Raw genomic sequence first — 22,280 nt, 5'->3', positions numbered from 1 at the left:
TTGTTTTTAGTGTTTTTCCAAACACTTAAAAGGTTCCTTACAAGTTTTTCGATATTGTTCAATTTTCAAGGTCCTGTGCGCCTCAGCCTTTCGGCTGAAAGCTTATTTATTTTATCACTTTCGTGATAAGTTGTCAAGCACTTTTTTGAATTATTTTTGAGTTTCTTGTCGAAGCTCATCGATTCTTCACGTTAGGACGTTCCTTCTGAAGTGTTTCATTCTGTCGGATGTCCGCCTGACAGTAATGTATTTTAGCACAGCCTTTTGCAAAAAGCAAGCATTTTCTTCATATTTTTCGCAAAAATCCGGCTTTTGGCTTTTTGCCCAGTTTTTTCCTTTTAATCTGGAAAGTATGACATCTAATCTTCTAAAAGTCGGCGGCGCAGCTGCACCAGTATCTTGCGTTCCCGCCGGGAGATCTGCACCTGTGTGGTATGCAGCACCTTTGCAGTTTCACTCTGGGTCTTGTTGCCATAAAACCGCAGGCGGATCAATTGCCTGTCCTGTTCCGGCAAAGCGTGAAGCACCTCTTCCAGACTGATACGTTCTGCCAATGCTTCTTCCGGGGATTCTACTGGAATATCCATCTGCCGGTCCTCTTCTTCATTTTCCGGGGTCAGGCTCATGGCAGGCTGTGCCGCCTGAATGGCAAGTGTGATGTTCTCTGCAGGTTCATTCAATTCTTCCGCCAGCTGAGAAAGGGTCGGCTCCGTACCGCACACTTTCATGTGATGCTCCCGTGCCGCCTGTACGCGCATTCCTAATTCTTTTAAGGAGCGGCTCACCTTGACTGTGCCGCTGTCCCGGAACAGCTTTTTGATCTCGCCTAAAATTACCGGCACTGCATAGGTAGAAAAGCATACGCCGCGGCTCTCATCAAAATTATCGCAGGCTTTTACAAGTCCCATGCATCCGGCACTGTACAGGTCATCGTACTCTATGCCCCGCCCGCGGAAGCGCCCGGCGCAGGCGTGCACCAGCCCCAGATTCTGCTCAATGAATGCGTCCCGCCGGGTCTTATCCGATACCATGCTCCTGCCTGCCTTTCCTGTTATGTATCATTCTCTCTGGGCCAGACGCTTGATGAGCAGCACCTTTGTACCCTTGCCGGGCTTTGAGATGACCTTGACCTTATCCATAAAGCTCTGCATCACCGCAAAGCCCAGCCCAGAGCGTTCCTCCGGGTTTCCGGTGGTGAACAGCGGTTCCATGGCCTGCGGGATATCCGGGATGCCGATGCCCTTATCTGCCACCGTGATGTGCACCTCCCGCCCGGGATAGACTGCAATGCTCATGGCCACCGGCCCGATGTGGTCCGGGTAGGCATGGACGATGCAGTTGGTCACCGCCTCAGACACTGCCGTTTTGATATCGGCCAGCTGCGGCACGGTGGGGTCGTACCGGGCAAGAAAGGCCGCCGCTGCGCCCCGGGCGTAGCTTTCGTTCACGCTGAGGGAATCGAACTGGATTTTTGTTGTGTTTTCCGCTTTCATGGTTTATTCCTCCTTCTGTCCTGCATCCGTGCAGGGGATGCGCGCCAGCTGCAGTACCTTTTCCAGCTGGGACGGTGTGTGCTGCACCCGCAGTGCCGTGCCCAGTGTGCGGGCAATGCGCTGCCGCCCCAGGATCAGCCCTACACCGGATGAATCCATAAATCCGACCCCGCCAAAATCCAGGATCATGGTCTGCGGGGCACGGCTGACCAGTGCATCATCCAGCTGGATGCGCAGGCTCTGCGCCGCATCGTGATCGATCTCGCCCGCAAGGTAGGCATAAAGTACATCGCCCGCCGGGCTGAAGCTTACCGTTGCCATGGTTTGTCCATCTCCTTTGCCAAAAATAAAAAGATCCCGTACACATGGTTTCAGTGTACGGGATCTTTCGTTTATTTTTTAGGGAAGCGTGTCGGCTCAGTTGTTCACCAGCAGTTCGACCGCTTCCAGCGCGGCAGCTTCACCGCCGCAGACCAGCAGGCCGCGGCGGGTGTTGGCATGAGCCAACTCCACTGCTTCGGCAATGCTGGTGCACATCTCGGCATCAAAATGATACTTTGCCTTTTCGGTCAAACGGGCCGTCATCTCGTCATCGCCGCCTGCCGGGGTGACAAGATACACCTTATCAAAGGGGTTCTCACTCATGCCGGGCATGGTGGACTTATCCTTTTTCTGCTCTTCAGGGGTCAGGCCGGTCTCCAGTGCGGAGAAGAACGCTTCGGCTCCCTCCTCCTCTGCCAGACCGATGATGGCGCTCATATGGCGTACCTTGGCCATGTTGAGCACACGCAGCAAGGCTGCTGCCTGCTGCGGGGTGCGGCAGGCATCCAGAATGATGAGTGGGCGCTGCGAGATGACCCGGATGCTGCTGCGGTTCTCCACCGCAGCCAGACCTTCCAGAATGGCATCGTCGGTAATATCAAAGCCCTTGCGGCACAGCGCCAGCGAAAGCTCCACAGCCATGGCAGCGCTGCCCGCCGCATGACGGCCCAGAAAAGCCAGCGGCACGGTATATCCGCCGTAGTCCACCTTGCTGGCAAACTTTTCTGCCTCCAGAAAGGTGATATCCTCCGGGTCCGGCACCACCAGCTCACAGCCGCACTTGCCTGCGGCCACGATCAGCTCGCTGAGTACAGACTTGGGCTGCTCCGGCGCGGTGACGCAGATGCTTTCCTTGCGCATGACACCTGCTGCCAGAGCCGCAAGGCGCTCCACCGAGCGGCTCACACCGTCCGGGCCGACCGAGGTGACGGCGCACACCGGCATGCCGGGCAGCGCTTCCGCAAGGCCCGCATCCGGCAGTTCCACCACGGCCAGCGTGCAGCCCGCTGCGCCAAAGCAGTTGGCCGCAGCGGCCAGCTCCGCTGCATCCTGCGGCAGGGCTTCGGCTGCGGAAAGGGCATCCGCAGTCAGAGCCAGCAGGCCCTCGTCCACCGGGGCATCATCGATGCAGATGCGCTCCGACAGCGGGCGGCACCCGGCATGGTACAGGCCGGCATGGATCCCCTGTGCGTGCAGGATGGCCGCAAGCAGACGGGCCGTCACGGTCTTGCCTGCCGTGCCTGCCACGCCCACGAACTGCACCTTCTGCACCGGCGCGGTGAACGCGGTGCGCAGCTGTTCGGTGGAGGCAAAACCGTCCGGCAGGGCGGCAAAATACTGATTTGCCTGTTCGATGGTCATTGGTTACTCCTTATTACGATGGTTGAACAACAATCTGCACAGCGCCATGAGCACCAGCGCCGTAAGGATGCCCGCCAGAACACCGGCTGAATCCAGCCACACATCGGTGACCTGACTGCTGCGTCCGGGCGAAAAGATCTGGATGGTCTCATCGGTCAGCGCAGTGAGCACGCCGCCCAGCATGGGCACGCTGATGTGCCAGATATACTGCCGGGTATACACCCGCATACACAGCATGAGCAGAAAGCCCTCCAGCATATACTCGCAGAAGTGTGCCAGCTTGCGCACGATGTGGTCGGTCAGGCGCTGGGCAAGGGCCGGATGGCCCAGACGGCGCAGAGCCGCCTGCAGCAGAGTGAGCACCCGGCCGCTGGACACAGTAGACACCGAGGCGATCTTCATGGAATTGGAAAAGATGAACGCGATGCAGCCGATGAGAGCAAGGGTAAAGATCACCCGCCCTGCGGTCACCCACAGCGAAGTGCGCTGTGCGCTGCTGTTATATTCCCCGCTCAAATCAGCCCAGAGCCTTGATGCTCTGCTCGATGTTGGCCAGCTTATCCTGGCTCTTGGCGTACTTATTGCGGATATCCTCCACCAGTGCCGCCGGGGCGCGCTCCACGAACTTGGGGTTGTTCAGCTGGTTCGCGAACATGGCCATTTCCTTTTCGGCCTTGGCCTTTTCCTTGTTCAGGCGGGCCAGTTCCTTGTCGCGGTCGATCAGCTCCATCATGGGGATGAAGCCGCGGGCGGCGTGGGTGGACACCTGCACCATGCCGTCGGTGCTGCCCTCGTACTTCTCGGTAAAGGTCACGTCGGTGGCAAAGGCGAACTTTGCCAGATAGACCTGTGCCTTCTGGAAGGGTGCTGCGTCGGCGGTCTCGATGATCATGCTGGTCTTTTTGGCGGGGTGGACATTCATCTCGGTGCGCATGGTACGCACGGCCTTGATGTAGTCCATGACCTTTTCAAAAGCTTCCTCTTCGTCGGCCCAGTTGTGAGCTTCGTCAAAGGTGGGCCAGCTCTGGGTCATGATGGTCTCGGCAGAGCCGGGCAGAGCCTGATACAGCTCCTCGGTGATGAAGGGCATGAAGGGATGCAGCAGCTTGAGGGCCTTGTCCAGCACATACACCAGCACACGGCGGGCGGTGTCGGCCTGCTCGGCATCGCCGGAGTTCAGGCGGGGCTTTGCAATCTCGATGAACCAGTCACAGTAGACATCCCAGATAAAGCTGTTGATCTTGGCAGCGGCCAGACCCATCTCGTAGTGGTCGAGGTTGTCGGTCATGGCACCGGCCACCTGATTCAGCTTGGTGAGCACCCACTTGTCGCTCATGTCCAGCTTGTCCTCACTGGGCAGGCCCGGGGTAAAGTCCTCGGGCAGGTTCATCAGCACAAAGCGGGTAGCGTTCCACAGCTTATTGGCAAAGTTGCGGGCAGCCTCCACCTTCTTTTCGATATAGCGCATGTCGTTGCCCGGGGTGGAGCCATCCACCAGCATAAAGCGCAGGGCATCTGCACCGTACTGGGCAATGACTTCCAGCGGGTCGATGCCGTTGCCCAGACTCTTGGACATCTTGCGGCCCTGACTGTCGCGCACGATACCGTGGATGCAGACAGTGCTGAAGGGTGCCTTGCCGGTGTAGGCCAGACCGGAGAAGATCATGCGGCTGACCCAGAAGCCGATGATATCGTAGCCGGTAACAAGGGTGTTGGTGGGGTAGAAATACTTGAGGTCTTCGCTCTCTTCATTGGGCCAGCCCAGCGTGCTGAAGGGCCACAGAGCGGAGGAGAACCAGGTATCCAGCGTATCGGGGTCCTGCGTGAGCTTTGCGCTGCCGCACTTAGGGCAGGCGCAGGGAGCGGACTTTGCCACCACGGTCTCGCCGCAGTCGTCGCAGTACCATGCCGGGATCTGATGGCCCCACCACAGCTGACGGCTGATGCACCAGTCGCGGGTGTTCTTCATCCAGTTCATATAGTTCTTGGTGAAGCGCTCGGGCACAAACTTGATCTCGCCCTTTTCCACGCTCTCGATGGCGGGCTTTGCCAGCGGCTCCATCTTGACGAACCACTGCTTGGACACCATGGGCTCGATGGTGGAGTGGCAGCGGTAGCAGGTGCCCACCTCGTGCTTGAGGGGCTCGATCTCCTTCAGGAAGCCGCCTGCTTCCAGATCGGCCAGAATGGCCTTGCGGGCCTCGAGGGTGGTCATGCCGGCGTACTTGCCGCAGTCCAGCACCTCCGGCTCATTGATGGCGTTCTTGCCGGCGGCGAACAGGGCATCGGCAGCAGCCTTGTCGGCAGCACCGGTCATGTGGCCGTCGTAGGTGAACACACGCACGATGGGCAGGTTGTGGCGCAGACCCACTTCAAAGTCGTTAGGGTCGTGGGCGGGGGTGATCTTGACCACACCGGTGCCCTTGGTCATGTCGGCGTGCTCGTCGCACACAATGGGGATCTCCTTGTTCAGCAGGGGCAGCACCACATGGCAGCCGTGCAGATGGGCATAGCGGGGGTCATCGCCGTTGATGGCAACAGCGGTATCGCCCAGCATGGTCTCGGGACGGGTAGTAGCCAGCTCCAGCATCTCGCCGGTCTCCTTGACCGGGTACAGCAGGTGCCAGAAGCTGCCGTCCTTCTCCTCGTACTCCACCTCGGCATCAGAAATGGAGGTGTTGCAGTGGGGGCACCAGTTGACCATGCGGTTGCCGCGGTAGATCAGGCCCTTGTCGTACAGGCGCACGAACACTTCCTTGACAGCCTCGGAGCAGCCCTCGTCCATAGTAAAGCGCTCACGATCCCAGTCGCAGCTGCTGCCCAGCTTCTTCAGCTGGCTGACGATGCGGTTGCCGTACTTGGTCTTCCATGCCCATGCACGGTCCAGAAAACCATCGCGGCCCACCATCTCCTTGGTCAGGCCCTCGGCACGCATGGCCTCCACCACCTTGGCTTCGGTAGCGATGGATGCATGGTCGGTACCGGGCACCCACAGGGCGGCATAGCCCTGCATCCGCTTGGTGCGGATGAGGATGTCCTGCATGGTGTTATCCACCGCATGGCCCATGTGCAGCTGACCGGTGACGTTCGGGGGCGGCATGACGATGGTGTAGGGTTTCTTGTCGGGGTCTGCCTTCGTGTGGAAGTAGCCGCCGTCCAGCCAGAACTGGTAGATGCGGTCTTCCACCTGGCTGGGATCATACTGTTTTGCAAGTTCTTTCATAGGGTCCTCCCAGTAAAAAATGATGAAGTGGGACGAAAAAAGCCGTCCCACGGAACGTTCCATGGGACGGCTGTAATAACCGCGGTACCACCCAAATTGCGCAGAGCATCCTGCGCCCCTTGATGCCCCGGTAACGTGGGACAGCTCCGAGAGCGGCTTGCTCTTCAGCTCACCGCTCCTGCTCCAAAGTGACAGCACACCGCCCGACCGTACCGGATTCGCAGCATTCTCCGGCTCTCTGAACGGCAAATGCAGTGCACACTCTTCTTCAACGCATTTATAAAAAGAATATAGCGTTTTTTGTGCGATTTGTCAATTACTTTTTCTTCAAAAGAATTTATCCCGATGCATCTTACGGTTTGGGCCTTATTCGTGAAAGCGCATTTGGAGTGGCCCGCAGGCCACGACAAACGCAAATATAAAAAATATTTTTCCGCTATCAATGGCCAGAGCAAACGCATCGGCCATTTTCAATCCGCGATCCCTTCATCCTTCAGCCTTGCAATGAGCCGCTCCATCAGGGCGATGCGGTTGAAGGGGGTCATCAGGTAAAAGCCGTCTGCATAGGGCGCTGCAGCCTGCGCGGCCTTCACCGAGACTTCCAGCCCCAGCTCTTCGCCCTGCGCACGGTCCAGCCCGGCAAAACGCTCGATGATCTCCGCATCCACATGGATGCCGTTGACCTCGTTCTCCATAAAGATGGCGTTGCGCTGGCTCACCACCGGCATGATGCCGGCCAGAATTTTCGCCTTTTCGCCCAGCGTTTCGCGGGTCTTTTTCAGGTTCACCACCGCCTGTGCGGAGAGCACCGGCTGGGTGAGGAAGCCGCTCATGCCGTTTTCCAGCTTTTCCACGGCGCGGCGCAGCTCCACGTCAAAGTTGCGGGCATTCAGGTTCAGCGCGCCGAACACGGTGAGGGGCGAGGGCATCTCCCGGCCCTCCCCTGCCAGCGAGACGATGTACTGCGCCAGCTTGCGGGAGTTGAACTGGTACACGTTTTTCACCTCGTCCCGCTCCGCGGTGGGGATGGGGTCGCCGGTGATGGCCAGCACCTCCCGCACGCCCTCGGCGTACAGGCCCAGCAGCAGGGCCTTTGTGGCGTTCAGATTGCGGTCGCGGCAGGTCATGTGGGGCAGCACGTTCAGCCCCAGCTCCCGGTGCACCCGGCAGGCCACCAGCGAAGAATCCATCCGTGCCCGGGCAATGGGACAGTCCGCAATGGTCAAAAGGTCTGCACCAGCAGCCTGCAGGCGGCGTGCACCGTCCAGATAGCCGGTCAGGTCGGCATCCTTGGGGCTGTCCAGCTCAATGGCGATCACCTTTTTGCCCGCGTTCAGCTTGCGCAGGAAGGCATCGTCTTTTTCCACCTCCGGCTTTGCGGCAGTGGAGACTGCTGCTGCCGGGGCTGCAGGCAGTGTTTCCGGCAAGGCATCCAGTGCCGCACGCAGGGCCGCAATGTGGGCAGGCGTAGTGCCGCAGCAGCCGCCCAGAATGCGCACACCCTCGGCAGCAAGGCGGGCCAGCTCCCGTGCAAAATATTCCGGCCTGCCCTGATACTGCACCCGGGTGCGTGTGACCACCGGGTAGCCCGCGTTGGGCATCACTGCAAGCGGCAGCTCTGTCTCGCCAAGCTGCTGCACCAGCGCACGCATGGCACCGGGAGCAGAAACGCAGTTCAGGCCCACAGCATCCACTGCACCGCAGGCAGTCATGCTGCGCACAAGCTCTGCGCAGTGACGGCCCTCGCGGGTGTAGCCGTCCGGCAGCACTGCAAAGGACACCAGCACAAAAGCATCCGGCACGGTCTCCTTGATTTTTTTTGCCGCTTCGGCCACACCGGCATCGCTGCTCAGCGTCTCAAACAAAAAGTTCTTTGCACCCAATGCGGCAAACCGCTCGGCAAGGGCCGTATAGATCTGTGCCGCCGGGAGTGCCTCGGTGTCCGTGGCCGGGCCAAGATCGGCAAACACGGCAGCGCTGGTCTTTGCAGCGGCCTGTGCAGCCAGTTTCCAGCCTTCGTCCGCCATGGCCTCCCACATGGGATTCTGCGCTGCTGCCATGCGCGGCAGGCCAAAGGTGTTGGTCTTGATAGCATCGGCACCCGCTTCCAGATACGCGCGGTGCACGGTCAAAATGCCGTCCGGGTCCAGCAGGTTTGCCTGCTCACATTCCTGCCCGGGCTTTGCCTTATAATATGTGCCCATGCCGCCATCGAACAGCAGCGGGCGCTTTTTTAAAATTTCACGCACATCCTTCATGAGGGAGTTCTCCTTTTTCCTACAAAAACGCTTGGCTTTCAGTTTAATGCACAAATGCCGTCCGGTCAAGCGTTTTTCACGGCGGCGCTTGCAGGAACGCAAAATTTGTGCTATCCTATGCATACTTTATAAAGTGGGGAGGTGTGTGCCATGCGCCATGCCGGAACGCAAACGCTTGAGACCGACCGGCTTTTCCTGCGCCAGCTTCTGCCCGAGGATGCCGAGCAGATGTATACGAACTGGGCATCCGACCCGGAAGTGACCCGCTTTCTGCGGTGGGAGCCGCACAAAAACGCGCTGGAGACCGTAGGTCTGCTGGCGGCATGGGCCACCCTTTACCCGAACCCGGACTACTACCAGTGGGCCATTGTGGAAAAGGCTTCCGGGCAGGTGTTTGGCAGCATCGGCATCTTCAATGCTCTGCTCGGTGACCCGGCACAGAAAGCGCTCTGGCCGCAGCAGGACTGCACAGACGGCATCTGGGAAGCAGGCTACTGCATCGGGAAGCACTGGTGGAACCATGGTTTTGCAACCGAAGCTTTAAAAGCAGCAGTAAACTACTGGTTTGAGAATACAGACGGCGGCTGGCTCACCTGCTGCCACGCAAAAGAGAACCCTGCCAGCGGCCGGGTGATGGAAAAAGCAGGCTTTCTCTACCACCACGATGCCATTGATCATAAATTTGACGGCACACCGGTGGAGTGCAGAAGCTATCTGCTGACAAGAGAACGATATAACAGAAAGGACTTACCTTGAGCGAACTTTACGATATTTTGGTAGAAACACCCCCGACGAAGGTCATTCTGCTGGCGCTGGATCAGGGCCTGTGGGACTGCGAGCGCAGCCTTGCAGAGCTTTCCGCCCTGTGCGAAGCAAACCACATGGAAGCCGTGGCACAGGTGACCCAGAAGCGCCAGACCCCGGAGACCGGCATCGTGCTGGGCAGCGGCAAGCTGGAGGAAGCATCCCTTGCCGCCGAAACGCTGGGCGCGGAATGCGCCGTATTTGACGGTGAACTGACCGGCAGCCAGATCCGCAACATCTCCAATGCGCTGGGCGGACTGGAAGTGATCGACCGCACCATGCTGATCCTTGAAATTTTCCGCAGCCGCGCCGTCACCAACGAGGGCAAGCTGCAGACCGAACTGGCCCTTCTGCGCTACCGCCTGCCCCGTCTGCAGGGCTTGGGCGAAGCGCTCAGCCGTCAGGGCGGCGGTGGCGGCGGCGGCGGCGGTGGTGCACGCCGCGGTGCCGGTGAGACCAAGCTGGAACTGGACCGCCGCCATGTGCATGCCCGCATCGATGCGCTGGCTGAAAAGCTGGCCGAAATGGAAAAGCGCCGGGGCGAGAGCCGCAAGGCCCGTGCCAAGACCGGGATGCCGGTGGTCAGCCTTGTAGGCTATACCAACGTGGGCAAATCCAGCCTGATGAATGCTCTGTGCGGCCCCAGCGTAGCGGAAGCGGACATGCTGTTCGCCACACTGGACCCCACCAGCCGCAAGCTGATACTGCCCAGCGGCATGGCGGTGCTGCTGGTGGACACGGTGGGCTTTGTGTCCCGCCTGCCCCACAATCTGGTGGAAGCCTTCAAGTCCACGCTGGAAGAAGCGGCATGGTCGGACGTGATCATCCGTGTGGCAGACGCAGGCGATGAACAGCGGGAAGAGCAGCTGGCCGTCACGGATGAGGTTCTGGACGGGCTGGACTGTGCGGACATCCCCCGCCTGACCGTCTACAACAAGTGCGATAAGCCGGGTGCCATGAGCTTTGACCCGGACATCCTGCTCACCAGTGCCAAGACCGGCTACGGTCTGGACACCCTGCTGGCAAAGCTGGACGAGGTGCTCAGCGACCGGGTGCACACCTTAAAGGTGCTGCTGCCCTACGATAAACTGGGCCTTGCCGCCCCCATGCGGGAGCGCGGCAGCGTGCAGGTGGAGGAATACCGGGAGGACGGGCTGTATCTGGAGGGCATCGTCAAGACGGAAGACCTGCACTGCTTTGAAGGGTATCTGGTCTGATAGGCGTACACGATCTAAATCGCCTCCGCTGTGCTCCGGCTATCATCAGCAGAATAATATTTTGAGATAGAACAAGCCCGGAAAGTCTGCGGACTTTCCGGGCTTGCATTTTCACGGGCGGGGTCGCAGCCGAAAGCAGCTGCTCTATGGGTCGAGTACATTGTCTGCCACTGCTTTTTTCAAAAAGAAAAAATCCCCAACAAACACAAAAACCCGCCTGGCAGCGGGCTTTTGTGTATAGAGGGGTGGGAAAGTATATAAAGTGGTGAATCTCAAATTCAAAGCGGCAGACGCTTTCTGTGCTGCGCTGCCTTGCATGATGTATTATACCCCTTTTTGTTTTCTTGTCAAACAAAATTTTCCGGTTTTGCTTTAAATTAAGTCTTTACTTTTTCGATAAAACTTTATATAATTAACGCAAAGCAAAGCAAAAGCAAAATTTTTTGGCTTTTGTATGTTTGCACCAACAATAAAACTTTACTTTCAAAAAATTTTATACAATCCAACATATTTTCAAAAAGGAGTATTCCCCATGGATGATCTGGATCGTAAGATTCTCTCCCTGCTGGCAAAGAACGCACGGATGCCGGTCAAGGAGATTGCCGAGCAGGTATCGCTGACCAGTCCTGCTGTTTCCAGCCGCATTCACAAGCTTGAAACGGATGGCATCATCAGCGGCTACACCGTCACCCTGAACCGCCCCGCTGACCGGATGTATGTGGATGCCCTCATCAGCCTTTCGGTAGCACCTTCCAAGCAGGATGCCTTTCTGGAGCTGCTGCAAAGCAGCAAGGAAGTGCTGCAGTGCTACCACGTCACGGGTGCATACACCTTCCTTGTCAAGGTGAGCTGCGGCAGCATGCCCCAGCTGGAACACCTGATCCTGCAGTTCCAGAAGCTGGGCACCACCAGCACCCAGATCATCCTTTCCACGCCGGTGAACCACGGCGAGCTGGATGCCCTTATGCTGTAACGCTGTTCATAAAATAGTTACGTTTGCGGTGCAATTCTGCCGGGGTGTTCTTTCGTATTATGGATAGCAGGCGCAAAACAGCACACAATAGCTTCAAAACCGCTGCGCCCGCTTTCACACGAAGATTTTCACACACGAAAGGACTTCATTTATGAAACGTATCATTGCTTCCCTGCTTGCCGGTCTGTGCCTGCTTGCTCTGGTGGGCTGCTCTGCCGGCAGCAAGGCCGACTCTGCCGCCCCGAAGGACTACTCCCAGATCATCCACGATGCCCGCACCGACGAGGACAACGAATACGATATGATCTTTACCAAAGGTGAGGACGGCAAATTCACCGCCATCGACGGCTACAGCGCCGAGTATGAGGCCGACCAGCTGAATGACGAGCTGAAAGACATCGTGTTCCCCCTGCTGGGCCTTGAGGACGGCAGCTACGAGAGCTTTGCTGCCTCTGTTTCCTCCATGATGGTGCGCAGCTACGCCATTGCCATCGTAAAGCCAGCCGAGGGCAAGACCGATGCCGTGAAAGCCGCACTGGAAGCCTATGTGCAGAGTGAGCAGCAGTCCATGGAGCACTACCTTGAGGATCAGTATCTGGTCGCCAAGGCGGCTACCGTCACCGTAGCTCCCACCGGTGAGGTGGTTCTGGTGTGCGCCGAGGATCACGACACCATTCTTTCCAACATCGAGAAAGCCCTTGCCGCATAATTTTTGCCCTGCCGAAGCCGCATCCTGCCGGGATGCGGTTTCTTTTTGTGTGCAGATATGCTATACTGTTCCCGTGAACTTGCACTGAAATACAGGAGTATTTATGTATAAAGCGACTATCGTGATCCCGAATATCAACGGCAAGGGCTGGCTGAAGGATTCTATCGAGTCGGTCTATGCCCAGACCGAACAGAACTTCCGGCTCATTGTGGTGGACAACGGTTCCACCGACGAAAGTCTTGAGCAGGCCCGCAGCTATTGCAGCCGTGAAAATTTCACCCTCATCGAAAACGGCACCAATACCGGCTTTTCCCATGCAGTGAATCAGGGCATTGCGCTGGCGGACAGTGAATATGTGGTGCTGTTCAACAACGATGCCTTTGCCGAACCCCAGTGGCTGGAAGAGCTGATCCGCACCGCTGAGACCGACCCGAAAATCTTTGCAGTGCAGAGCCTGATGATCCGACACTTTGACCGGGAGCTGGCCGACGATGCCGGCGATTATGTCACCTGGATGGGCTTTGCCTGCAAGACCGGCGATGGCCGCCGCGCAAGCCGCTACACCCGGCAAAAGCGCATCTTCTCGGCCTGCGGCGGTGCGGCGCTCTACCGCAAGAGCATTCTGGACGAGATCGGCAATTTTGACGAGAACTTCTTTGCCTACTTTGAGGATGTGGACCTGAGCTGGCGCGCCAACAATGCAGGCTATAAAAACCTGCTCTGCCCCACCGCCAAGTGCTACCACATCTGCGGTGCCAGCACCGGCGCGGTGAAGTACAACGCCTTCAAAAGCCAGCAGAGCGGCCGCAACAGCATCCTGCTGCCCCTCAAGAACGAACCGCTGCTGATGCTGATTTTAAACTTCATCCCGCTGGCCGTGGGCTACCTGCTCAAGTGCTACAAGTTCCACAAACAGGGCTTTGGCGAGGCATGGGACAAGGGGATGCACGAAGCCTTTGCCCTGCTGAAAAGCGGCAGGCTGGGCAAGCGGCCTTTCCGCCTGAAGGATCTGCCCAACTACATCCTGATGGAGCTGTGGATGATCTGGAACATGGTGCCGTACCTGTGGTACCGGCTGGTGATCGTAAAATTTGACCTCAAATAAAAAATACCGGATACGAAGCATCTGCCTTGTATCCGGTATTTTTGTTTTGTATTATGCCGCCGGGCTGGCTGTGCTTTCGTCCGCCTGTGCCTCGGTGCTGTCGGCGGGCTGTTCCTCCGCCTGTGTATCCACGCCCTCGTCTGCAGCGGTGCTGTCTGCCTCAGCCGAAGCAGAATCCGAACCGGCTGCTGCAAGAATGGCATCCTGCACATCGCTTTCTGCCATGGGTTCCGGCACATTCGCGGCCGGTGTGCTTTCCGTGCTCTCGGCCTTGGTCTCGCTCTCGGTCAGGCCGGTGAGATACCAGCTGCCGCTCTGGCGCTCGAACAGATAATCCATGTACTTGGTGGGCGTATCCGAAGAAACATTGATGATGCTGTCGTCCGTGCTGGTGGTGGGGATATAGCCCACGGTCACATGCAGCTTGCCGCTGCGCTTGAACAGCTTGGTCACGACAGCGCGGTAGTAGCCCACCGTGCCGGTGACCGGGATCTTATAGCACTGGGTGGCATCGTCAAACTCGATGGTCATATCCTCCATCTCAAAGCTGCGGTGGGTCAGCTTGAAGCCGGGGCCAAGCAGCTTTGCAAGGTAGGCATCCACATCCAGCGAGGGCAGCAGCAGCTGTTCGGTGTCGGGGTCGGTATTGTAGTTGTCAAATCCGCCCTGCGTTTCCTGAATATTATAGATGCAGCCCCACACCGCAGCTTCGCGCAGAGTCAGGTCGTCGATGTTCTCAATGCCGTCAAATGGCATGGGGTCAAACAGCACAAGCCCTTCCAGCTTATCTTCATATTCCTGCTTTTGGGCGGTATCATCGAACAGGTTCGCCACCGCGCCCACACCGGCCCGCAGCACGGTAACAAAGCCCACGATCACCAGAATGGCAACCAGAAGGCCCAGTGCCTGCCGCCCGCGGCGGCGCTGCATCCGGGCATGTTCTTCAGGGGTAATATAATGTTTCATAGTTGTTTTATCTCCCAGGGTTCTCAAATGCTACAGTGTCCAGTATACCACATACCGGCCCATTGTGCAAAACTATGCCCGTGGTTTTTTTGTGAAAAGCGCATTCCTTATTCCCATGTCTTCCACACATCGGGCTGGTAGCCCACGGTGGCCTTGCGGCCATTGCGTACAATGGGCGTTAAAAACAGCTGCTGGTTCTCAAACAGCTTGTCCTCCTTCTGCCAGTCCACCAGTGCGTCCAGAAGTGCAAGGGTCTGCTTGTCCTTCGCATTGGGGTCCACCAGCTTTTCCCAGCCGCCAAGAGCGCGGGCCACGTTCTCGAACTCGCCGCGGCTCATCTCTTTTTCCTTGAGGTCGATCATCTGGAACTTGATGCCGCGCTCCTTGAAATAGCGCTGGGCCTTTTTGGTATCAAAGCACTTGCTTGTGCCAAAGATCTGAATATTCATGGTCTGTACCCTCCTGAATTTTTATTGTACCACATCCTGTGCCCTCTGCATAGGCATAATTCGCAGCCGGATGGGCCATACTGCCCGCAGGGCATTATCAGAAGGAGGTTTTTCTATGAACGCATATGTTGACCCTGATCTGTGCATTGGCTGCACCCAGTGCGCCGGGCTTTGCCCCGCCGTGTTCCAGATGGAAGGCACGCTGGCCGTGGCCCAGCCCGGGCCGATCCCACCGGAGGAGGTGCCGCAGGCTGTGGACGCAGCCAACGCCTGCCCGGTAAGCGCGATCCGGATCGAGGAGTAAGAGGGAAGGCCGTCAACCATGTTGGCGGCTTTCTCTCTTTTTTACGCAAAAATCCCCCGCTGGGCACGGTTTTGTGGTATAATGCAGAATGTGTAATAATGCAATGGAGGAACACGACTATGCGTTTACTGGTCATTGACGGCAACAGCATTGCCAACCGTGCTTTTTTTGGCATCAAGCTGCTGACCACCAAGGACGGACGATACACCAACGCCATCTATGGCTTTCTGAATATCCTGCTCTCCCTGCTTAAGGAGTGCGAACCCGACGAGGTGGCTGTTGCCTTTGACCTGAAGGCTCCCACCTTCCGCCACAAAATGTACGATGGCTACAAGGCCACCCGCCATGGCATGCCCGAAGAGCTGGCCCAGCAGATGCCGGTGCTCAAGGAACTTCTGGCAGACCTCGGCTACCGCACCGTCACCGCCGAAGGCTGGGAAGCGGATGATATTCTTGGCACGCTGGCCGCTGCCTGCGCCGCCCGAAAGGACGACTGCTTCCTTGCTACGGGAGACCGGGACAGCCTGCAGCTGGTCAGTGACACCACCACTGTGCTGCTTGCCGCCACTGTCATGGGACGCAGCAAGACGGTGACGATGGACGTGGACGCCATTCAGGAAAAATACGGCATCCAGCCCAGACAGCTCATTGAGGTGAAGAGCCTGATGGGCGATGCTTCGGATAATATTCCGGGCGTGAAAGGCATTGGTGAAAAGACCGCCCTGACCCTTGTGCAGAACTTTGGCACGCTGGAAGGCGTGTACGAGCACATCGACGATAAGCTCATCAAGCCCAAACAGCGGGAACATTTGCTGGAATGCCGCGAGATGGCCCAGCTGAGCCACACCCTTGGCACCATCCGCACCGATGCACCCATCGACACGGCCGAGGGCACCTATACCGTGGGCGAGGGCAACAAAGCCGAGGCCGTGCGCCTTTTGCAGGAATTGGAGATCCACTCTCTGATCCCGCGCTTTGGGCTGGACGGCATTGCACCTGCCGCCCCGGAAGAAGAGAACGGCATCGAGCTGGCTGAAGCAGAGCTGGAAGCTCTGCCGCTGACCCCTTCCGGCACCTATCTGGTGGCATCGCGCCCGGCCGTGATGGGCAAGCAGGGCACCCGCAACGTGGTGCTGCAGCCGGAGAGCTGGTACGCCGTGCAGGACTGCACCGTTTACCCGCTGGAGGATGCAGACCTTGTGCGCCTGCTGGACAACGCAGACGTAACGCTGGAAGTGTTCAATGCAGCGCCCCTCTATGCCAAGGCCATGGCCGCAGGCGGCTGGGGCAGCAGCATCGTGTGGGATGGCAAGCTTGCCGCCTACCTGCTGGACGCTTCTGCTTCCAAGTATCAGATCAGCGAGCTGACCGCCAGCTACCGCGCCGCTGCTGCCTTTACCTGTGCCGATTACCCGGATGCAGGCCGCCTTGCAGACCTGTTCTGCAAGATGAAGGCCGAGATCACCGCCTGCGGTGAAGACAGCCTTTACAATGAGATCGAGTTCCCGCTGGCACAGGTGCTGGCCGATATGACCCGCACCGGTGTGCTGGTGGACAAAGATGGCATCGAGCAGTTCGGCGTAAAGCTGCGCACCGAGCTGGAGCAGGTGCTCACCCGCATCCACATGGAGACCGGCAGCGCCAGCTTCAACCCCAACAGCCCCAAGCAGTTGGGCGAAATGCTGTTTGACACCATGGGCCTGCCCCACGGCAAAAAGACCCAGCGCGGCTGGTCCACGGATGCCGAAACACTGGAAAGCCTGCGGGATTACCCGCTGGTGGAGGACATTCTGCAGTACCGCGCCTACCAGAAGCTGAACTCCACCTACGTGGAGGGTCTTTTGAAGGTGATCGGCGAGGATGGCCGCATCCACTCCACCTTCAACCAGACCGAGGCCCGCACCGGACGGCTCTCGTCCGATAACCCCAACCTGCAGAACATCCCCATCCGCACCGAGCTGGGCAGCCAGCTGCGCGCCTACTTTATTGCAAAGCCGGGCTGTGTGCTGGTGGATGCCGACTACAGCCAGATCGAGCTGCGCATTCTGGCCCACATTACCGGCGATGAGCACATGCAGCAGGCGTTTTTGAACGGCGAGGACATCCACCGCAGCACCGCCGCAAAAATTTACGGCATCCCGCAGGAAGAGGTCACCTCCCGGCTGCGCTCTTCTGCCAAGGCCATCAACTTTGGCATCATGTACGGCAAGGGCGCTTACAGCCTTGCCAAGGATATCGGCGTGAGTGTGAAGGAGGCAGATGCCTTCCTCAAGAACTATCTGGCCGCGTTCCCCAAGGTGAGCGGCTACATGGATAAGACCATTGCCGATGCCAAGGCCTGCGGCTATGTATCCACCCTGTTCGGCCGCCGCCGTGCTCTGCCGGAGCTGGCAAGCAGCAACTTCAATGTGCGTTCCAGCGGCGAACGCATGGCCCGCAACACCCCCATTCAGGGCACTGCGGCCGACGTGATCAAGCTGGCCATGGTGCGGGTATGGAAGCGGCTGCGGAACGAAAAGATGGAAAGCCGCCTGATCCTGACCGTCCACGATGAACTGATCGTGGAAGCACCGCAGGCTGAAGCCGAAAAGGCTGCGCAGATCCTGCGGGAGGAAATGGAAGGCTGCGTGCAGTATGCCGTGCCCCTGAGCACCGATGTGCACGCAGGCAAAAACTGGCTGGAGGCCCACTAAAACATGATTATTTTGGGAATTGAATCCACCTGCGACGAGACCGCCGCAGCTCTGGTGGAGGACGGCCGGCACCTGCTGAGCAACGTCATTTCCACCAGCGTAAAAGAACAGGCTCTTTACGGCGGCGTTGTGCCGGAGATCGCCAGCCGCCGCCACTGCGAATTTATCAGTGCTACCGTCAAAAAAGCCCTGCTGGATGCAGGCAAGACCATCGACGATGTGGATGCCGTGGCCGTCACCTTTGCGCCGGGCCTGATCGGTGCAGTGCTGGTGGGCGTGAATTTTGCCAAGGGTCTGGCCTACTCGGCGGGTAAGCCTTTGGTGCCGGTGCACCACCTGCGCGGACACATTGCCGCACTGTACCTCACCCACCCGGAGCTGAAGCCTCCCTTCCTCTGCCTTGTGGCATCCGGCGGCCACAGCCACATTGTGGAGGTGCAGGACTACACTCACTACCACATCCTCGGCCACACGGTGGACGATGCCGCCGGTGAAGCCTTTGACAAAGTGGCCCGCACGCTGGGTCTGCCCTATCCCGGCGGCCCCAGCGTGGCCAATGCCGCCAAGACCGGCAACCCCAAGGCCTATCGCCTGCCGGTGCCCCATGTGGACGGCAAGTACAACGTGAGCTTTTCCGGCCTGAAAACCGCCGTGCTCAATGAGGTGAACAAGGCCCAGATGAAGGGCGAAGAAATCAATGTGCCCGACCTTGCCGCCAGCTTTCAGGACCGCATTGCGGGCATTCTGGCCGAAAAGCTGCTGCTGGCCGCAGCGGACACCGGCGCAAAGCAGGTGTGTCTGGCAGGCGGCGTTGCCGCCAACGGACGGCTGCGCCAGCTGGTGAACGACGGTGCCCAGAAGCTGGGTGCAAAAGTTTATCTGCCGGAGCTGAAATTCTGCGGTGACAACGGCGCTATGATCGCGGCGCAGGGGTATTACCAGTACATTGCAGGCCACACAGCGGGCCTTGAACTGAACGGTCTGCCCACTTTACCCATCGACTACGAATAAGCAGTAAAAAAAGACCTGCCTTTCCGGGATCTCCGGAAGGACAGGTCTTTTTCTTATGCAAAATATTCCTGCGCACGCTTTGCAGCGTTGTTGATGCAGGCCCGCAGCTCGTCCAGCGTATCAAACTTTTTGCTGGGGCTGAGGTAGGCGTGGAACTCCACCACCGGGTCGGTGCCGTAGAGGTCGCCGGAAAAGCCCGGGATAAAGGTCTCGCAGGTCACCTTGGTGGCATCATCATTGACGGTAGGGCGGCTGCCAAGGCCGGTGGCCGAAGGATACCACACCCCGCCAATGTGGGTGCGGGTGATATAAATGCCGCTGCGGGGCAGCTGAAAGCCCTCGGGATACAGCTGGTTGATGGTGGGCACCCCCAGCGTGTGGCCCAGACCTGCACCGTGCTGCACCTCGAACCGGATGGCGTAGGGCATCCCCAGCATGGCGTTTGCTGCCGGGATGTCGCCGCCTTCCAGCGCGGTGCGGATGCGGGTGGAAGACACCGGCTTTTCCTCAAACTGCGCCATGGGCACCACGATCACCTCCACGCCCAACGGAGCGCAGAGGGTGCGCAGCAGCTCCGGGTTGCCGGCCGCTTTGGCACCAAAGGTAAAGTTTTCGCCGCAGACCAGCGCACGGGCATTGCAGTCCCGCACGATGCCCAGCACGAACTGCTCCGGGGTCAGGCCCTTGATCTCCTCAAAGTCCGGCGTGAGGTAATACTCCACGCCAAGGCTTGCGATCAGAGCATGCTTATCCGCTGTGGAAAGCAGGCGCTTGCCCTTCATCTTATTCACCATCGGCAGCTTGAAGGTAAACACCGCCGGGGCGGCATCGTGTTCTTTGGCCCACTGCACGGCGCTTTCGATCACCGCACGGTGGCCGATGTGGATGCCGTCAAAAAAGCCCATTGCCACTGCGGTGCCTTTTTCCGGCTGCGCCAGCGGCAGCGGTGCAAATTGTGAAATGATCTGCATGGGTTTTGTTTCCTTTTTCAATTACGTTCTACGAACAGTTTTTCCACCCGCAGCACACCCTGTACGATATTGGCAAGGCCCAAAAACTGTCCGGCGGCATTGCGCACCCGGTAGCGGCCATCTGCTGCCGGATACCGGCTGGTGGGGCAGCCGTTGTACAAATGCTGTTCCACCCAAGGCTCCACCACCAGCAGCGGCAGGCTTTCAAACACGCTTTCCACCGGCAGCATCAGCGCTTCCAGTGCGTCCATGCCCTGCTCTTTTGCGGCAAGAATTTCCTCCAGCGTGTGGGCATCGGCTTCGGTGTACACGCCCGCCGAGGTGCGGCGCAGTGCGCTCATGGTGCCCTTCTGGCCCATGGCGGCGGCAATGTCTTCCAGCAATGTGCGGATATAGGTGCCCTTGGAGCACGTTACATCCAGCACATACTCATTTTCGGCAGGGCTGCCGCCGTAGGTGATGCTGTAAATTTCAATGGGGCGCGCCTTGCGCTCCACGGTCACGCCCTCACGGGCCAGCTTATACAGCGGCTGACCGTTCAGCTTGATGGCCGAGTACATGGGCGGCACCTGCATCTGCGGGCCGATGAACTGCGGCAGCACGGCCAGCAGTTCCCCTTCGCCCGCCGTGACCGAAGTCGTTTCCAGCACAGTGCCGGTCACATCGCCGGTGTCGGTGCGCGCGCCCAGTTTTAAAACCGCACGGTAGCTTTTATTGTGGTTCAGCTGCAGGTCCACTGCCTTGCTGGCACCGCCGCAGAACACCGGCAGCACGCCGGTGGCCATGGGGTCCAGCGTGCCGCTGTGGCCCAGCTTGCGGGTGCCCAGCACGCCGCGCAGCTTTGCTACCACATCAAAGCTGGTCCAGTCCATGGGCTTGTCAACGATCAGGATGCCCTGCATTTATGCTTCCTCCTGCGGTGCGTCCAGCTCGGCTTCCACCTCTGCCAGAATTGCATTTTTTGCGTTTTCCAGATTGCCCAGCAGCTCACAGCCTGCAGCGCGGCTGTGACCGCCTCCGCCCAGACGCCGGGCGATGGCGCAGGCGTCCACGCCCTTTGCGGTGCGCACACTGATACGGTAGCTGCCGCCGGGCTGCTGCCGCAGGGTCAGGCCCACCTTTACGCCCTCAATGCTCACAGGCAGGCTGGTCAGTTCTTCCAGATCGGCCGGGTCCACCCCGCTCTGCTCGATCTCGTCCCGGGTGAGGTAGATGAGCGCGCACCGGCCATCCAGATAGTATTCCAGATGGTTGCGGGCAATGCGCTCGGCCTCCATGCGCTCACGGGGCTTGGTATCGAACAGCAGGGTGTTCAGCTCTTCCACATGACAGCCCGCCTCAATGAGCTTTGCCGCCACGATGTGGGTGTTTGCCGTGGTGGAAGAGAACCGGAAGCAGCCGGTGTCGGTTGCAAGGCCGGTGTAAAGGCAGTCTGCAATGTGCGGCGTAATGGCAACGCCCATGGCGTTGATTACCTCGTACAGCAGCTCTGCCGCCGCTGCAGCGCTGCCATCCAGCAGGGTGAAGTCGGCATAGCCGCTGTTGCCTGCATGGTGGTCGATACACAGGTCCACATGGCGTGAGAACTGCGTCATACCGTTGTTTTCTCCAAACAGCTGCACGCTGGCGACATCCACCGCTACCACCGTCTGCGGCTCAAACTCACCTTTGAACATATGTGCGTTGGTAAACGCATACCGGTTGGGAATGGCATCGGAGCAAAGCACTGCCACATTTTTATCCAGTGCTTTCAGTGCACAATACAGCGCGCTGCCGCAGCCAATGGTATCGCCATCCGGGTTTTTGTGACACAGAATCAAAATGTTGTCCGCCGTCATCAGGCGCTGGGCCATCTGCTGCACATTCAACTGTTCTGTCATTCCATGATCCATCCTTTCCGCAGGCGGAATTATTCTTCGGTCTCCTCCGGTGCGCTGGCTTCGGTGTCAGCGTCGCCGTTCACGTTCAGCGTGCGGAGCAGCTCGTTGATGTGGGCTGCATAGGCGGCACCGTCATCCTCTACGAAGATGAAGCGGGGAGCCTTGCGGATGTGCATTTTCTTGCTCACTTCAGTGCGCACATGGCCTGCCGCGCGGTTCAGTGCCTCGATGGCGGGCTTTGGGCCGTCCTCGCGGCCCATCACGCTCACATACACCTTGGCCACATCCAGATCAGGGGTCACATCCAAACGGGTGACGGTGAGCAGGCCGCCCTCCAGACGCGGGTCCTTCAGCCTGCCGATGATGGCAATGATCTCGCGCTTCATATCCTGCGCCAGACGGCCCATATTCTTCTGAGACATAGTATTTCTCCCTATAAAAGAAAACCCTCTCAGCCTCGCTTCGCTCGGCAGCTCTCCCGAGGGGCGAGCTTTTTGCGTGGATACGGCAAACGTTCCGTTTCTCTGCAAACCTCCCACCT

21 protein-coding genes and 1 other annotated feature are annotated in these 22,280 nt (G+C 58.6%); of the genes, 8 read left to right on the top strand and 13 right to left on the bottom strand.

Annotated elements, in window-relative coordinates:
• Positions 1–359: 359 nt before the first annotated feature.
• The 7 genes from GKG34_RS14645 to GKG34_RS14615 all read right to left on the bottom strand — a co-directional run bounded on the left by GKG34_RS14645 (position 360) and on the right by GKG34_RS14615 (position 8,657).
• Positions 360–1,031 (bottom strand): sigma-70 family RNA polymerase sigma factor, encoded by a 672-nt coding sequence (locus tag GKG34_RS14645; RefSeq protein WP_005945487.1) that lies wholly within the window; start codon positions 1,029–1,031, stop codon positions 360–362.
• Between the two features lie 27 nt (positions 1,032–1,058).
• Positions 1,059–1,493 carry an anti-sigma F factor gene (gene spoIIAB, locus GKG34_RS14640; RefSeq protein WP_005945484.1) on the bottom strand — a complete coding sequence of 145 codons (435 nt, stop codon included), beginning with the start codon at positions 1,491–1,493 and terminating at the stop codon, positions 1,059–1,061.
• 3 nt (positions 1,494–1,496) lie between these two features.
• A complete protein-coding gene (locus tag GKG34_RS14635) occupies positions 1,497–1,814 on the bottom strand; it encodes an STAS domain-containing protein (RefSeq protein WP_005945481.1) in 318 nt (105 codons plus the stop codon).
• Between the two features lie 96 nt (positions 1,815–1,910).
• Positions 1,911–3,176 (bottom strand): folylpolyglutamate synthase, encoded by a 1,266-nt coding sequence (locus tag GKG34_RS14630; protein ID WP_154256684.1) that lies wholly within the window; start codon positions 3,174–3,176, stop codon positions 1,911–1,913.
• A 3-nt stretch (positions 3,177–3,179) separates the two neighbouring features.
• Positions 3,180–3,692 carry a VanZ family protein gene (locus GKG34_RS14625; protein WP_154256682.1) on the bottom strand — a complete coding sequence of 171 codons (513 nt, stop codon included), beginning with the start codon at positions 3,690–3,692 and terminating at the stop codon, positions 3,180–3,182.
• Position 3,693: 1 nt separating this feature from the next.
• Entirely contained in the window at positions 3,694–6,399 is a 2,706-nt protein-coding gene (locus GKG34_RS14620) for a valine--tRNA ligase (RefSeq protein WP_044954171.1), read from the bottom strand.
• A 59-nt stretch (positions 6,400–6,458) separates the two neighbouring features.
• Positions 6,459–6,680: a binding site (T-box leader), on the bottom strand.
• Positions 6,681–6,869: 189 nt separating this feature from the next.
• Positions 6,870–8,657 (bottom strand): bifunctional homocysteine S-methyltransferase/methylenetetrahydrofolate reductase, encoded by a 1,788-nt coding sequence (locus GKG34_RS14615; protein ID WP_154256680.1) that lies wholly within the window; start codon positions 8,655–8,657, stop codon positions 6,870–6,872.
• A 150-nt stretch (positions 8,658–8,807) separates the two neighbouring features.
• Between GKG34_RS14615 and GKG34_RS14610 the strand changes: the two genes are divergently transcribed.
• The 5 genes from GKG34_RS14610 (at position 8,808) to GKG34_RS14590 (ending at position 13,465) form a co-directional block, all read left to right on the top strand.
• Complete coding sequence (locus GKG34_RS14610; RefSeq protein ID WP_154256678.1) at positions 8,808–9,413, top strand: GNAT family N-acetyltransferase; 606 nt, start codon at positions 8,808–8,810, stop codon at positions 9,411–9,413.
• A complete protein-coding gene (gene hflX / locus GKG34_RS14605; protein WP_154256676.1) occupies positions 9,410–10,678 on the top strand; it encodes a GTPase HflX in 1,269 nt (422 codons plus the stop codon). The genes GKG34_RS14610 and hflX overlap by 4 nt, the downstream gene beginning before the upstream one ends.
• A 532-nt stretch (positions 10,679–11,210) precedes the next feature.
• Positions 11,211–11,651, top strand: a complete 441-nt coding sequence (locus GKG34_RS14600; RefSeq protein ID WP_005945452.1) for an Lrp/AsnC family transcriptional regulator — start codon at positions 11,211–11,213, stop codon at positions 11,649–11,651.
• Positions 11,652–11,802: 151 nt separating this feature from the next.
• A complete protein-coding gene (locus tag GKG34_RS14595) occupies positions 11,803–12,360 on the top strand; it encodes a DUF4358 domain-containing protein (RefSeq protein WP_154256674.1) in 558 nt (185 codons plus the stop codon).
• Positions 12,361–12,463: 103 nt separating this feature from the next.
• Entirely contained in the window at positions 12,464–13,465 is a 1,002-nt protein-coding gene (locus tag GKG34_RS14590) for a glycosyltransferase family 2 protein (protein ID WP_005945443.1), read from the top strand.
• A gap of 51 nt (positions 13,466–13,516) precedes the next feature.
• Here GKG34_RS14590 and GKG34_RS14585 read toward each other — a convergent pair whose 3' ends face one another.
• Both GKG34_RS14585 and GKG34_RS14580 read right to left on the bottom strand, forming a co-directional pair.
• Positions 13,517–14,431 (bottom strand): hypothetical protein, encoded by a 915-nt coding sequence (locus tag GKG34_RS14585; protein ID WP_005945439.1) that lies wholly within the window; start codon positions 14,429–14,431, stop codon positions 13,517–13,519.
• 107 nt (positions 14,432–14,538) lie between these two features.
• The gene (locus tag GKG34_RS14580) at positions 14,539–14,880 is read right to left on the bottom strand and encodes an ArsC/Spx/MgsR family protein (RefSeq protein WP_005945436.1); all 342 of its coding nucleotides are present in this window, start codon (positions 14,878–14,880) and stop codon (positions 14,539–14,541) included.
• A gap of 115 nt (positions 14,881–14,995) precedes the next feature.
• On the opposite strand from GKG34_RS14580, the gene GKG34_RS15730 reads away from it, so the two are divergent.
• The 3 genes from GKG34_RS15730 to tsaD all read left to right on the top strand — a co-directional run bounded on the left by GKG34_RS15730 (position 14,996) and on the right by tsaD (position 18,888).
• Positions 14,996–15,184, top strand: a complete 189-nt coding sequence (locus GKG34_RS15730; protein ID WP_005945433.1) for a ferredoxin — start codon at positions 14,996–14,998, stop codon at positions 15,182–15,184.
• A 119-nt stretch (positions 15,185–15,303) separates the two neighbouring features.
• On the top strand, positions 15,304–17,877 hold the full coding sequence (gene polA, locus GKG34_RS14570; protein ID WP_044954169.1) for a DNA polymerase I: 2,574 nt from the start codon (positions 15,304–15,306) through the stop codon (positions 17,875–17,877).
• Positions 17,878–17,880: 3 nt separating this feature from the next.
• Positions 17,881–18,888 (top strand): tRNA (adenosine(37)-N6)-threonylcarbamoyltransferase complex transferase subunit TsaD, encoded by a 1,008-nt coding sequence (tsaD, locus tag GKG34_RS14565; RefSeq protein ID WP_154256672.1) that lies wholly within the window; start codon positions 17,881–17,883, stop codon positions 18,886–18,888.
• 53 nt (positions 18,889–18,941) lie between these two features.
• Here tsaD and ribF read toward each other — a convergent pair whose 3' ends face one another.
• Genes ribF through rbfA form a run of 4 tightly spaced genes read right to left on the bottom strand, consistent with a single transcriptional unit; the run spans position 18,942 to position 22,161 of the window.
• Positions 18,942–19,859: a riboflavin biosynthesis protein RibF gene (gene ribF, locus GKG34_RS14560; RefSeq protein WP_120079721.1), complete on the bottom strand. Its 918-nt coding sequence runs from the start codon at positions 19,857–19,859 to the stop codon at positions 18,942–18,944.
• A gap of 17 nt (positions 19,860–19,876) precedes the next feature.
• Positions 19,877–20,761: a tRNA pseudouridine(55) synthase TruB gene (truB, locus tag GKG34_RS14555; protein WP_154256670.1), complete on the bottom strand. Its 885-nt coding sequence runs from the start codon at positions 20,759–20,761 to the stop codon at positions 19,877–19,879.
• Complete coding sequence (locus GKG34_RS14550; RefSeq protein ID WP_097773879.1) at positions 20,762–21,751, bottom strand: bifunctional oligoribonuclease/PAP phosphatase NrnA; 990 nt, start codon at positions 21,749–21,751, stop codon at positions 20,762–20,764. It abuts the gene before it with no gap.
• Between the two features lie 17 nt (positions 21,752–21,768).
• A complete protein-coding gene (rbfA, locus tag GKG34_RS14545; protein ID WP_005945412.1) occupies positions 21,769–22,161 on the bottom strand; it encodes a 30S ribosome-binding factor RbfA in 393 nt (130 codons plus the stop codon).
• Positions 22,162–22,280 lie beyond the last annotated feature (119 nt).

Origin of the sequence: Faecalibacterium sp. BIOML-A4, from assembly GCF_009679665.1 — a bacterium.
Taxonomy (GTDB): Bacteria; Bacillota; Clostridia; order Oscillospirales; family Ruminococcaceae; genus Faecalibacterium; species Faecalibacterium taiwanense.
The sequence above is the reverse complement of the archived record's forward strand: the minus strand, read 5'-3'. Positions and strand labels throughout refer to the sequence as shown.